Here is a 12,310-nt window from a genome sequence, read left to right on the forward strand (position 1 = left end):
TACTGTTCAGTTTATCGGCAGCAGGCGGCAAAACTTTGCCTCTTTTCGGGAAATTGCCATACCGATTTGTAACAGCTTGTAAAAGCAAAACACCGCCGGCCCCTTTCGGAGGCGGCGGTGCTGAAATACCGTTGCCAACATGCCCGCAAAAAGCGGCAAGTTTTTACACTTTAATGTTAAACAACGTCAGCGGCTCATCCTGCTGCAATTTTTCTGCCAACCTCAATGCGACTTCGTCTGGCATCTGGCGGATGACTTCCTGGGTTTGCTGATCCACCACCTTCACGATGGTACGGCCCATGTCGTTATCCACTTCAAACTGAAGATCCCGCTGCACGTTCTGCACAAAATCATTCAGCTGACTGACCGCCTCATTCAGCTCCTTTTGCTGCTCTTCACTGCGCGCCTGTAGCTTTTCAGCTTGAGACGGCTGCTGAGCAACCTGGGAAGACTGAACCTGACGGCCAGTGTCAAACGAAGCAGCAAGGTCAGGGGCGTTCCGGCCCTCGGCCTGAGATGACGACATTGCCTTGGCCGGAGCCTGCGCGCCTGCGCGCACCAGCTTCAGGTCCGGGCTGTTCAGGTTAACGTCATTCATAGCGCTACCTCACTATCCTGAAACGGCGTCAGGCCGGAACCCGAAGGTTCCGGCCGTTACCGTTAGCCCCTTACTGCAGGAGGGACAGAACCTGCTGTGGACGGGCATTAGCCTGAGCCAGGACGGAGATACCGGCCTGCTGCAGTACCTGGGATTTAGCCAGGTTGGCAGTTTCTGCCGCGAAGTCAGCGTCCAGGATACGGCTGTTGGAGGCGCTGAGGTTTTCGACAGACGTGCCCAGGTTAGCGATGGTGGACTCGAAGCGGTTTTGGATGGCACCGAGTTCGCCGCGCACTTTGTTTACTGAGTCTAGAGCTGCGTCAACACGCAGAATCGCCTCATTTGCTCCAGCTACCGAGGAAATATCAATTTCCCCTACACCCTCGTTGTTGTTGACCGCCACTGAAGCAACTGAAGAGTCAGCCGCATCAACTCCAAGGATGTCATCCAATGCATCATCCGAAGACTGGAACGTAATCTCATCAGCACCAAACACTTCCACCTCGCCGCGAAGCGCTGCGGGAGTTGTACCATTACCAACCGTTGCTGGAGTATCGCCCTGAACCAAACCCTCAGTTGTACCTGCAAGCGCGGCGCCGTCCACGGTTTGAGAGAGGTTTATTGTTCGGCCGTCGTTGCTCCGCAAGATAAGCTCACCACCCTCCTCCACGGCAGAGACACCTGTGACACCAGACTTGGAATCAATGGCTGCAGCAATATCTGCTGCATTCAGTGTGAGAGCACCATCAACGCCTGCGGTCGCACTGAAAACCACTTCGTCGTTAATCGAGATGTTGTAAACACCATCATTGGCCTGAGCGGCAGTTAAGCTGGCAATTGAGAGGGTCTGCTCATTGCTCGCCGACACCGTAAGACCATCAACACCCGACGCTTTAATTGCCTCGGCTATAGCAAATGCACTATCAGCTTCGTAACCAGAAATGATTTGATTCTGCGAGTCACGTACGGCCTCAGAATCTTGAATAGGCGTGAACGCGTTATCACCAACCTTTACAGAAAGCGTTCTGTTGTCGGCTTCAGATATATTATTTGCGACAGCGAAACTCTGAGACGCAATTGCACCAATCTGGTCGGTTTTAGTACCTTGGCTGAGATCCACGCCAATTGTTTCACCGGCGTTGGCCCCAACCTGGAATCCCTGTTTGCCAAAGCTGCCATCAAGAACCTTCAGCCCGTTGAATGCAGTTTGATTCGAGATTCGGTCGATTTCTTCAAGACGCTGAGTAACTTCATCGTTAAGAGCCTGACGATCCGAGGCGCTGTTTGTTGCGTTGGCAGATTGCACCGACAATTCACGAATTCGTTGAAGGTTGTTGGTGATTTCGTTCAGAGCACCCTCAGCAGTCTGCGCCAAGGAAATGCCATCATTAGCATTTCGCTGGGCAACATTCAGACCGGTAATCTGCGCGCTGAACCGGGTAGAAATCGCCAGACCAGCCGCATCGTCTTTGGCAGAGTTAATGCGCAGACCAGAAGACAAACGCTGCAGAGCCTGATCGTTCATGCTCTGAGACTTACTCAGTTGGTTCTGGGCGTTCAGTGAGGCTACGTTGGTGTTGATACCGAGAGCCATAATACTTCTCCTTCGACAGAGGTCGTCATTTCATGGAAAAGGTCTGGCGCCCATCTTTTGGTTTGGTAGCGCCGCCCTGTTACTCCACTTAACGGCACCCCACCCGGTTGCTTTAGAAAAAAATTCACGGATTTTGTAAAGGAATGTAAAACGTGAACTTTGGGGTCAGACCCCCCCGGACATTTGATGGGGCCAAATGTTCTGGGGTCTGACCCCAGCGAAAACTCAACACCTTGCGCATTTAACACGATACTCCGTCGTCTCACATTTATAATAGGTGCTCTAATTCAACATCAAAACCGGCAAACCCTTTCCCATTCGCCGCGACAACAATCTGGCAACCCATTTCACAGCCCAATCTGGTTCACTCCAAAATAAGTAACCCAAACAGGCCACTACAGCCACTTTCAAAAAACTGGCACACCCTTCGCTTGGTATTCGGCAAAACGGCAATTTAACGAATTTCCGCCGGCAAGGGTTCCCCTCTCATAGGGCACCAGGCTACCGGCACCTCTGAGCAGGGAGAATTGATATGTCTCAGGTCATTAACACCAACATTGCTTCGCTGAACGCTCAGCGTAATCTGAACGCTTCGCAGGGCGATGCCAACGTGGCACTGCAACGGCTGTCTTCTGGCCTACGTATTAACTCTGCCAAAGACGATGCCGCGGGCCTTGCGATTTCCGAAAGGTTCCAGTCTCAGATCGCCGGCCTTAACCAGGCTCAGCGGAATGCCAACGATGGCATCTCTCTGGCGCAAACCGCTGAGGGGGCGATGGATGAAATTACCAACAACCTCCAGCGGATTCGGGAACTGGCGGTTCAGTCGGCGAACGCAACGAACAGCAACTCGGACCGCCAGGCGCTGAACCAGGAAGTTCAGCAGCGGATTGAAGAGATCAACCGTATTGCCAGCCAAACGTCGTTCAACGGCCTGAAGGTTCTTGACGGCACCTTTGCAACGCAGACGTTCCAGGTTGGCGCTAATACCGGTGAAACGATCGCTGTTAGTGGACTGGATTCTCGTGGCAGTCAGTTGGGTGCCACCGTCATCGAGAGCCAAGAATTTGGTGCCACGCCGATTAGTGATTTTGAGGATGGTGAGACCCTAAGCTCGAATATTCCGGCTAATTTTGAGGCTTTTGCATCTCTTACACCGACCCCTGGGCGGGAAATAACTGGACCAATCACAGTTAACGGTGTTGAGCTGCTTGATAATACGCCAGATACATATGTGAGCCTGGAAGCAGTTGCCCAAGCATTGAGAGACGCGATTGACGGACTGACAGACCCTGACGAAATTGCTGCTCTAGACGGTATAACCCTTGAAGTTGACGATAACCGACTCAGCTTTATCAGCTCAAGACAGGAAAGCGTTGAGGCAAATATCGCGTTGACAGCAGCCGCTGTTGATCCGGTTTCCGCCACGCAGTCCGCTACTGTGAACGGGGGAGATTCGCTCACCGCTCTTGCCCTTCCGGACTTCAATTTCGCAACAGGCAACCTGCAGGGTTCAATAACCATCGGCGGTCAGGAGATTGTTCCAGATTTCGAAGGTGTTACTACCCAGGCAGAGTTCGAGACCCGGCTAACGAACGCCCTGTCAGGCACGGGCGTCACCTTTAACTACGATGCCGGTTTGGAAACTCTCACCTTCACCAATGGCAATACCGATCCTATCGATATCTCAGCCACCATCAGCGATGGCGGAGTGCCACCACTGACTTTCGGCCAGACATTAGAGATCGAGGGCCAAACCGGCAAAACCCTGGTTGACCGTTTCAAAGAAGGCGACACCTTCGATTTCCGAATCGATCTCGACGGTGAGCAGCTTGATATCAAAGGCGCAACATCGCTGAACGACGTTGTCAGCCAGGTAAATGCGCTGAGTACCAAAACCGGTATCAGTGCCAACCTGAACGCCAGCAACGATGAGATCATCTTCTCCAAAAACTTCGGTGAAGATTTCGACATAACAATTGAAACCGACCTCAATGGCAACGGCATCTTTGGCGAAGCGAACGATCTGACCACTCAGATCTCCGCTACCGCTGAAGACAACACCCAGTCTGCCAACATGGTCGACATCTCGACTCGTGACGGCGCTGATCTGGCCATGATCACCATCGATTACGCCATCGACAAGATCAACGGCTATCGGGCCGACCTTGGCGCAGTCCAAAACCGCTTCGAATCCACCATCGCCAACCTGAGCACCACCTCAGAAAACCTCTCGGCCTCCAACAGCCGAATCCGCGATGCCGACTTCGCCGCCGAAACCGCCGAACTGGCCCGCACTCAGGTGCTCCAGTCTGCCGGCCTCTCGGTACTGGCCCAGGCCAACGCACGGCCCCAGCAGGTACTGCAGCTGCTGCAAGGCTAAACCAAAACAGAAAACCCAAAACGGCTGGCCTAAACCCCCGGCCGTTTTACTTTGGGGTCAGACCCCAAGACATTTCGCGCCATCAAATGTACGGGGGTCTGACCCCAAAACTCAGCGCCGGCTCTCGTTGAGCACGAATCGCTCAACTGCAAATTACACCGCCTCATTCAGCCCAAGGCCCTCATCTGCGGCTTTCATCGCCAATTTCCTGTGCAACTTACGGCCAATGCGAATATTGAAAGATCCCTTGAATTGGCTTCTGGACACTCACCCCCTCTGTCAGCCTACTATGTGCGGGGGCAGAGCCGTATAAACTGGTAACTAAGGCAACGGCGCTGATTAGCAACAGCGCCAATATGCCAAGCACCACAACCTGGCCTATACTCCTGAATCATTAACCTATCGGCGGATCCGCTCTCTTTTCATGACAACACCAACCTGCTGGATTATTGCCGGCCCCAATGGTTCCGGCAAAACAACGTTTGCCAGGGATTTTCTGCCAAATGTCGCCGGCACATCCCGCTTCATTAATGCAGACCTGATTGCCGCTGGCCTTTCTCCTTTCGCTCCGGAAGAGGAACTGATGGCCGCAAGCCGGATTTTCCTTGGTCAGATTGAACAGTGCATTCGGGCGCGCGCGAGTTTCGGCTTTGAGACAACGCTTGCCGGGCGAACTTACCTGAAGTTGATTCAACGGCTGCAGGCTGAAAACTGGCGCGTTGAGCTCACCTACCTCGCGCTGCCTGATCCCGAACTGTCTCGCCTGCGTGTTGCCGAAAGGGTTTCTCACGGCGGCCACAATATTCCGTTAAAAGATATCGCACGACGATTTCCACGCAGCCTTAGAAATTTATTCAACGAGTTCAGCGTAACGGCTGACCACTCCGTTTGCTTGATGAACAATCAGTCTCCGCCAAAACTTGTGTTTGAAAACCAGGGCGAAAAGCGGATAATTCATAACAATGAACTGTATGAACGACTGCAAGAGGAATCGCAAAAGTGATCACCACCCCCAAACCGTCAGCGATTACCTCCGAAGCGATTCTGGAAAGTCTGTCCAGAGCCGTAGAGCAGGAGCTTGACCGTAAACGCCGCCTGGGACACTACTACGTAACCTCTGAGAATGGAGAAATCGTTTTTCACGGGGAAGACGCGCCTACGACCAAAAGCTCCGAGCCAAAAGCCGCGCGCTAATTTCATTGCAACCTAGCGTCAGACCCCAAGACATTTCGTGCCGTCAAATGTACGGGGGTCTGACCCCGACCTCTCAAATTCACGCCCGAACAAACATCCCCTCAAACAACGCCGTGCGCCGCATCAGTTGTTTGTCCTCTTCCCGAAACTCAGGGTACTCCGGATCCAGTTCGATCAGGCCCAGTATGCGGTACAGGGTGAGCATCCGGGACTTCAGCGCCCAGGCAACCTGCATTTCCTCGCTGATATAGGCCTTGGGCTCGGCGCTCTGGAGTAGTGGCGGAAAGGCTTGCAGAATGTCGCCCAGGTATTCGCGTACCGGCCGCCACTGCTCACCCTTTTCCGCCAGCAACCAGAAACAGAATGGGCCGACGTATTGCACGTCTTCCAGTCCCTCCTGGTAGTCCATCCAGGCCCAATTCAATTGCGACAGAGCCGCTGAAAGCATATCCCGGTAGAGTGTCACCCAGCCCTTTTTCGCAAGGCGAGTTGCCGCCGTCTTTTTCAGCAGCAGGCGACCTTTTTCCTTTTTGGTGAGTCCGGCGATTTCCAGCAGCACCCGGGTAAGGTTTACCGGCAAAACGTCTTGTTCAGAACGAATCGAGCCAATCCGTGCTGGCGACAGCACAACGTTTTCGCCGGCCGCGTCAATCATCGTCCGCACCTCGCGCAGGGGCAGGTTACCTTTGCCTGTCAGGCGAATGCCTTTGTCGCCCATGGCGTCGATTAATGCCTTGGCCATGCGGACCACCGGGGCGGTATCCAGGGTTTCGAGGACGGTTTCTGCGTTAAAAAGCGGCCGGAATACCAAGGGGCAGTTCAGCGGGCTCTGAAGCAGCTCATCCATTTGGTTCGGGCTCAGTCCGTAAAAGTCGCTGGAGGACGGGCCAATCTCACCGGCCATCTTTTGCCTGAAACAAATGAAGGTGCGACGCCTGCCACCCCATCGCGACCTGAATGATTCGGTGCAAATCCTGAAAGCTGGCCTCCGGCGCAATCAGCACCCGCCGCCAGATAGGCGGCTGCGCGCCCATGAGCGAGACTTTAATCTGGTAAACCTTGTTCGGCTTGGGCATACGGGCTCCAGTAATTTGGGGTCAGACCCCAAGACATTTCGTGCCGTCAAATGTACTGGAGTCTGACCCCGGCATTCAACTTGGCATCCTTGCCCCCTCATGGCAATATATGCCAATAGCATCAGCGGAGGTACTATCATGGCGACCAGAAACATCGTTCTTACCGATCACCAGGATCAGCTGGTTGGCGCGCTGGTAAAGGCCGGTCGCTACCAGAATGCCAGCGAGGTACTGCGCGAAGGGCTTCGTCTGGTGGAGGAGAAAGAAGTGCAGCATCAGCGAAAACTTCTGGAGCTTCGGGGTGCGCTGGAAGAAGGCTTAGCGGATGTGGAAGCAGGCCGTACAGCCAGTCTTGGTGTTGGCGAGGACATTACAAACTACCTTACGCGCAGATCCTCAGAGCTGATCCAAAAGGACTAAACCCAATGTCGCCACTATGGACGGTGGAGCTCTCCAGAAAAGCACGCGATGACTTCGACAACATCATTCGTCATACCTTCGAAAACTTCGGACATCATCAGGCCAAGCGGTACAGCGAATTGATTGCCAACTCGCTCCGAGAATTATCAGAGCAAGGCCCCAGTCACTCTCTCGCCAACGACCGGTCCGGGTTAATCGCCGGAATTCAAAGCATACCGATCCAAAGAAGCACATATAAGGCCAGGCACCTGGTTTTCTTCAAGGCCTCTACCGACGAAAAGGTAAGAAAACTCGTTGTTGTGCGTATCCTCCACGAATCCATGGATTTTGGCGAGCATCTTTGAATTGGGGTCAGACCCCAAGACATTTCACCCCATCAAATGTCCGGGGGTCTGACCCCAAAACTGGCACACCTTTCGCAATACCTCTTCCAAAGCACGGCAAAACGTCAAAAAACTGCAGACCTTTGCCGCATCAGACTATGGCTGGTAACGAGGTGTTCCATGCAAGTACAACATCATAACGCTCATCTTCCCCGCTCGGTTCAGGCTCAGGTGGCGCGGTTGGTTTTGCAGGCGAATCTGGCGTACGGGGAGTCCAACAGTAACGGGCTTACCTACGTGCAGCGGCTGAAGGCCCGTAAAGAATGCCGGGAGTATCTGGACCAGGCGCTGACCATGGAGCCGGAGAGCCCCGCCGCCCTTGGCCTGTTAGGCCGGGTGGAGATGGACGACGGCCAGCTGGAGAAAGCCCACTCGCTGTTCAATGCCAGCCTCAACAGCCAGCCCGGGCAGGCGCAGCAGTATTGCAACCTGGGCTACTGGGCGATGAAGAGCGAGCGGCCGGCCCTGGCGGAAGAGTACTTCCTGCGGGCGCTGGAATGCGACCGGCAATCCGCCGCCGCTTTCTGCGGTGTGGCCCATGCCAAGCGCCTGCAGGGGCAATTTGATGTGGCTTACCTGCACTACCGCAAGCTGCTGCAAACCGGATCCCGGTTGGACTCGGTGTATTCCGGCATGCTCAGCTGTGCCCAGCATCTACACATCCACAAAGCCGATGCCGAGCTGGCGCAGGATGCCATCGCCCTGCTTCGGAAAGACGGCCTGCCCCATCAGGAAATCGGCCGTTTTGTCGGTGCCATCGTCCAACAGCAATACGATCTGGATAACCCGAACGCCGAAGTGATGCTGGATGCCGCCGCCGAAGACGAATTGTTGATTCTGGCCTTGCAGAAGACCCTGATGCCGAACGCGGCGGTGGAAGAGCTGGTGGTCATGCTCCGCCGCGCCGTGATGGCGGAAGTGGCCCAAACCGCCAGCCTGCGCGATGAATTGCAGCCACTGTGCCTGGCCATTGCCGAGTACGCGGACCGCACCGGCTACGCCCTGGCGGCGGAAGATGATGAAGAGCGCCTGGCCGCCACCATCAACGACAGCATCGTGGCACAGTTTGCCGTGCGCGAACCCCAGGAAGCCCTGATTGGCTCGCTGATGATCAGCGCCATGTACGGCGCCCTGTTCCATCAGAGCTTTGCCATGCAGCTCGGCCAATGGAACCTGGTGGACTGGCCCCTGGCCATGCAGCCGGTAATGGCCGCCAGCTACTATAACCGCGGCGAAGAAGAAGCCATCAAACAGAATTTTGACGAGAAGGCGGAAGAACTCTGCCTGGCCAAAACCGACGTACCCCAAGCCTGGCCCGCGTGGAGCCAGCTGGCCTATCGCACCGAAACCAGCCTGAAATCGGTGATGGCTCAGGAACTCGGCCTGAACACCCACAACCTGCCCGCCACCCTGCGCATCATCGTGTGCGGCGCCCAGTCCGGCCAGCGCGCCATGGAACTGGCGCAGTACCTGGATGACGTGGAAGTGATCGCGGTCGACGAATCCCTGGCCAACATCGCCAAAGCCACCCGCATGGCGCAGACCCTGAACATGGACAATATCGTGTTCTGGCCCTGGTCTATCGCCCAGCGCTTCGTGGCCGACGGCCATCAGGTGCACTGGGTAGAAGTGGGCCGCCTGCCCTCACCGGCGATGACCGAACTGTCGCTGGCTGCGCTGGTGAACACGGCTTCGGTCGCCGGCGCGGTGGTCCACATGCACACCGGCATGGCCGAACAGACCACCGGCGACAAACAGATCCGCAGTCTGGTGCAGGATCACCAGCTGCAACCCACCCGCACCAGCCTGCGCCAACTGCGCCGCATGGTGCTGGCCAACAAGCACGATGCATCCTGGAATGGCTTGCTGCAGGACGACGACTTCTACAGCCTCGGCGGCTGCCGCGACCGCTGGTTCCGCCCGCAAGATGCCAGTCAGCTGAAAGAACTGCTGGCGCTGGTGCGCAACGAAGTGGAATGGAAACTGGTCAAAGCCCGCGACGAAGACGGCCACAGCCTGGCCACCGGCCCGGTGCAGCGGCAAATTCAGGCCGAAGCCCTGGGCAGTGAAGTGCAAAGCCTGATGGGCCAGAACCTCAGCGTCTACTTCCAACGCCGCCGATAACAGTTGGGGTCAGACCCCAGGACATTTGGTGAGGTGAAATGTCCGGGGGTCTGACCCCAGTTACATATAGGGGATGAGGGATTCGCCGTAGAGGTGGAGGTCTTCTAGGATTTGCTGCTTCTGGGGCGGCAGTTCGGGGTCTGCGGCCAGTCTTTGCAGGTCCAGGCCGTAGGCTTCGAGGGAGCGCCAGCCTTTTTTGGGCTGCATCAGGCGTTGGCTGCGGAAGGTTTCCCAGCGCTCGGATTCTTCCCCGGTGAGGGTATCCGGGTAGTTGCGGGCGCGGTAGCGGAACAGCAGTTCCGGCAGGCGCGGGTCTTCGAAGGTGACGTCCTGCTCGCCCAGAGTTTCCACCGGCTGGCTCAGTAACCGGTTGAGATTTTCCCGGTCGGTTTTGCTGATGAAGCCGCCGGCGTAAAGCTGTTCGTCCGGGTCGGTCAGGTCACTGCCTTCAAACTGCCGGTCGAAGGCTTCGGCGATGCGGGCCGGCAAGTCTGCGGCTTTGCGGAGTTTGGCGAGGTTGGCCCGGAGCACGTCGCCGTTCAGTTCCAGTGCCGCCAGGCGTTCTTCCGAGAGTGATTTCAACATGGTGGCCGGGGCCAGCACCGGGCACTTGTTCAACTGCACGCCTTTCAGGGGAAAGCGGCTTACGCCTTCGCCCAGTGCCGCCTGAGACGTAAACACTCGCTCACGAATCTGCTCAACACTGGCGCCAATCAGCTCGTCCGGGTCTTGCCGCAGGTCGTACACAATCACCAGATTTTTGTTGGTCGGGTGCTCGGCCACCGGCGCCACCAGCGCACAGGCGCCCCGGCTGGCCGGGTATTTGGCGGAGATGTGGAACACCGGCTTCATGGCGGCAGTGTCCAGCATCTGGCGGGCGGAGTGCTTGTCTTTGTTGTTCAGCACAAACTCGAACAGCTTGGGCTGTTTCTCTTTGATCAGCTTGGCCACGGCGATGGTGGCCAACACATCCGACATGGCGTCGTGCGCGCTTTCATGGGCGATGCCGTTGGCCACGGTCAGTTCTTCCAGCTTGAAACTGGGGCTGCCATTTTCCTTGCGCGGCCAGTTGATGCCTTCCGGGCGCAGGGCGAAGGTCAGCCGCACCATATCGATGATGTCCCAGCGGGAATTGCCATTCTGCCATTCACGGGCGTAAGCATCGCGCAGGTTGCGGTACAGGGTGTGGCGGGTCACTTCGTCGTCAAAGCGCAGGCTGTTGTAGCCCACCGCGCAGGTGCCAGGCTGGCTGAAGGCTTCGTTGATCTGGGCGATAAACTCCGCTTCCGGAAAGCCCTCTTCCAGCGCCTTTTGCGGGGTGATACCCGTAATCAGGCAGGCTTCCGGGGACGGCAGATAGTCGTCTGCCGGTTTGCAGTAGATCACCAACGGATCTTCGATCACGTTCAGGTCCGCATCGGTGCGCACCCCCGCAAACTGGGAGGGGCGGTCGTGTACCGGGTCCACGCCGAAGGTTTCGTAATCGTGCCAGTAAAAAGAGCGGATCAAAGGTAGGCTCCTGCCAAAGGGATCAAGAGCAGGAGTCTACCAAAAATCAAAACAACTTCGTCCCCATATCCACCTGATGGGTGCGCAAGCGGTCCACGCCGTCACCGGTCAACTGGCTGAGATCCAGCGTCATGTTGGTGGGCAGGTTAATGAACACGCCCTTACCCACGTTGAGGGTGTTGGTGCCATCCAGGCTTTCCCAGCTGACATCGCCGTCACGCTGGAAACCGATGAAGAAACCGTCGGTGAAGGCCACCTCACCCTCGCCAGCACCCTCATCGCCAATAATGATGGATCTAAGATTGGTCAACGGCGCGCAGTTCACCCCGGAAACACAGGAAACCGGCTCATTGCCCGTAGGCGCAAGACCAATGTGAGATGCCCGGAAGTGGGTGGCCGTTTCGCCCTCCCCCGCAAACAGGGTGGTGTCGTAAACGGTTCCCGAGCCCTCTTCCCGAATCTTGAGCCCGGCAATGTTGCCGCTGAAACTGGTGGTGCTAGATGACACCGAACCGCGAGCCTGCTGAAAGCCCATGCGAAATCCGGCCAGGCCGCCAGCGTCTTCCGCCAGTTCAATGTAAGGCCGCCGGGCTTCGAACGGAATCACTTCACCTTCGTTATAGGTGCGACCATTGAACACGTCACCATCGGCACGGGCGATGTGGCCCAGCGCCAGGTGACTGGCCGTAAAGTCAGCACCGCCATCAATCTGGCCGACCTGGATATTGTCTACGTTCACCCGCGTTTCCACATCCATACCCAGGGTCATCCGGGTAAAGTCATGGTTTTCGCCGGCAATGTTTTCTACCTGCATAAAGGCCTGCCCGGTCACCTCACCCATCGCATTTTCAGAAATGGGCTTGAGATCGGCCTGGGCAACGGGCGAAATACCCAGGCAGAACATGGCAAGGGCAGCGTATCCGTACGCTTGCTTGGTCATAATAAGTGTCTCTGATTGTTTTAGTGAGTCGGCTTCCGACGCCAGACTCCATGCCGCCCGTTTATTATGTTTTTCGGTGCTGGCATGCG

At 56.2% G+C, this 12,310-nt stretch carries 13 protein-coding genes; 6 read left to right on the forward strand and 7 right to left on the reverse strand.

Translation table 11 applies throughout. From position 1 onward, the window contains the following. Positions 1-163: 163 nt before the first annotated feature. Positions 164-598 carry a flagellar protein FlaG gene (locus C7H08_RS09920; protein ID WP_106671595.1) on the reverse strand — a complete coding sequence of 145 codons (435 nt, stop codon included), beginning with the start codon at positions 596-598 and terminating at the stop codon, positions 164-166. Between the two features lie 70 nt (positions 599-668). Further along, positions 669-2,192 carry a flagellin N-terminal helical domain-containing protein gene (locus C7H08_RS09925; protein WP_106671596.1) on the reverse strand — a complete coding sequence of 508 codons (1,524 nt, stop codon included), beginning with the start codon at positions 2,190-2,192 and terminating at the stop codon, positions 669-671. A 532-nt stretch (positions 2,193-2,724) separates the two neighbouring features. Between C7H08_RS09925 and C7H08_RS09930 the strand changes: the two genes are divergently transcribed. Continuing rightward, positions 2,725-4,575 carry a flagellin N-terminal helical domain-containing protein gene (locus tag C7H08_RS09930; RefSeq protein ID WP_106671597.1) on the forward strand — a complete coding sequence of 617 codons (1,851 nt, stop codon included), beginning with the start codon at positions 2,725-2,727 and terminating at the stop codon, positions 4,573-4,575. Between the two features lie 153 nt (positions 4,576-4,728). On the opposite strand, the gene C7H08_RS18555 is transcribed toward C7H08_RS09930, so the two are convergent. Then, a complete protein-coding gene (locus C7H08_RS18555; protein WP_106671598.1) occupies positions 4,729-4,842 on the reverse strand; it encodes a toxin-antitoxin system HicB family antitoxin in 114 nt (37 codons plus the stop codon). A 157-nt stretch (positions 4,843-4,999) separates the two neighbouring features. On the opposite strand from C7H08_RS18555, the gene C7H08_RS09940 reads away from it, so the two are divergent. Both C7H08_RS09940 and C7H08_RS09945 read left to right on the forward strand, forming a co-directional pair. After that, complete coding sequence (locus tag C7H08_RS09940) at positions 5,000-5,578, forward strand: ATPase (protein WP_106671599.1); 579 nt, start codon at positions 5,000-5,002, stop codon at positions 5,576-5,578. After that, positions 5,575-5,769: a hypothetical protein gene (locus C7H08_RS09945; protein WP_207768308.1), complete on the forward strand. Its 195-nt coding sequence runs from the start codon at positions 5,575-5,577 to the stop codon at positions 5,767-5,769. The genes C7H08_RS09940 and C7H08_RS09945 overlap by 4 nt, the downstream gene beginning before the upstream one ends. A gap of 79 nt (positions 5,770-5,848) precedes the next feature. On the opposite strand, the gene C7H08_RS09950 is transcribed toward C7H08_RS09945, so the two are convergent. Both C7H08_RS09950 and C7H08_RS18380 read right to left on the reverse strand, forming a co-directional pair. Further along, a complete protein-coding gene (locus C7H08_RS09950; RefSeq protein ID WP_227663095.1) occupies positions 5,849-6,673 on the reverse strand; it encodes a hypothetical protein in 825 nt (274 codons plus the stop codon). Next, positions 6,663-6,845 (reverse strand): plasmid pRiA4b ORF-3 family protein, encoded by a 183-nt coding sequence (locus C7H08_RS18380; RefSeq protein WP_227663096.1) that lies wholly within the window; start codon positions 6,843-6,845, stop codon positions 6,663-6,665. The genes C7H08_RS09950 and C7H08_RS18380 overlap by 11 nt, the downstream gene beginning before the upstream one ends. 138 nt (positions 6,846-6,983) lie before the next feature. On the opposite strand from C7H08_RS18380, the gene C7H08_RS09955 reads away from it, so the two are divergent. From C7H08_RS09955 to C7H08_RS09965, 3 genes are all read left to right on the forward strand, one after another. Beyond that, on the forward strand, positions 6,984-7,265 hold the full coding sequence (locus C7H08_RS09955) for a type II toxin-antitoxin system ParD family antitoxin (RefSeq protein WP_106671600.1): 282 nt from the start codon (positions 6,984-6,986) through the stop codon (positions 7,263-7,265). A gap of 5 nt (positions 7,266-7,270) precedes the next feature. Further along, complete coding sequence (locus C7H08_RS09960) at positions 7,271-7,609, forward strand: type II toxin-antitoxin system RelE/ParE family toxin (RefSeq protein ID WP_106671601.1); 339 nt, start codon at positions 7,271-7,273, stop codon at positions 7,607-7,609. A 159-nt stretch (positions 7,610-7,768) separates the two neighbouring features. Next, the gene (locus tag C7H08_RS09965; RefSeq protein WP_106671602.1) at positions 7,769-9,772 is read left to right on the forward strand and encodes a tetratricopeptide repeat protein; all 2,004 of its coding nucleotides are present in this window, start codon (positions 7,769-7,771) and stop codon (positions 9,770-9,772) included. A 60-nt stretch (positions 9,773-9,832) separates the two neighbouring features. Here C7H08_RS09965 and sbcB read toward each other — a convergent pair whose 3' ends face one another. Both sbcB and C7H08_RS09975 read right to left on the reverse strand, forming a co-directional pair. Then, a complete protein-coding gene (sbcB, locus tag C7H08_RS09970) occupies positions 9,833-11,281 on the reverse strand; it encodes an exodeoxyribonuclease I (RefSeq protein WP_106671603.1) in 1,449 nt (482 codons plus the stop codon). 46 nt (positions 11,282-11,327) lie between these two features. Next, positions 11,328-12,221 carry a hypothetical protein gene (locus C7H08_RS09975; protein WP_106671604.1) on the reverse strand — a complete coding sequence of 298 codons (894 nt, stop codon included), beginning with the start codon at positions 12,219-12,221 and terminating at the stop codon, positions 11,328-11,330. Positions 12,222-12,310 lie beyond the last annotated feature (89 nt).

Origin of the sequence: Marinobacter halophilus, from assembly GCF_003007685.1 — a bacterium.
Taxonomy (GTDB): domain Bacteria; phylum Pseudomonadota; class Gammaproteobacteria; order Pseudomonadales; family Oleiphilaceae; genus Marinobacter; species Marinobacter halophilus.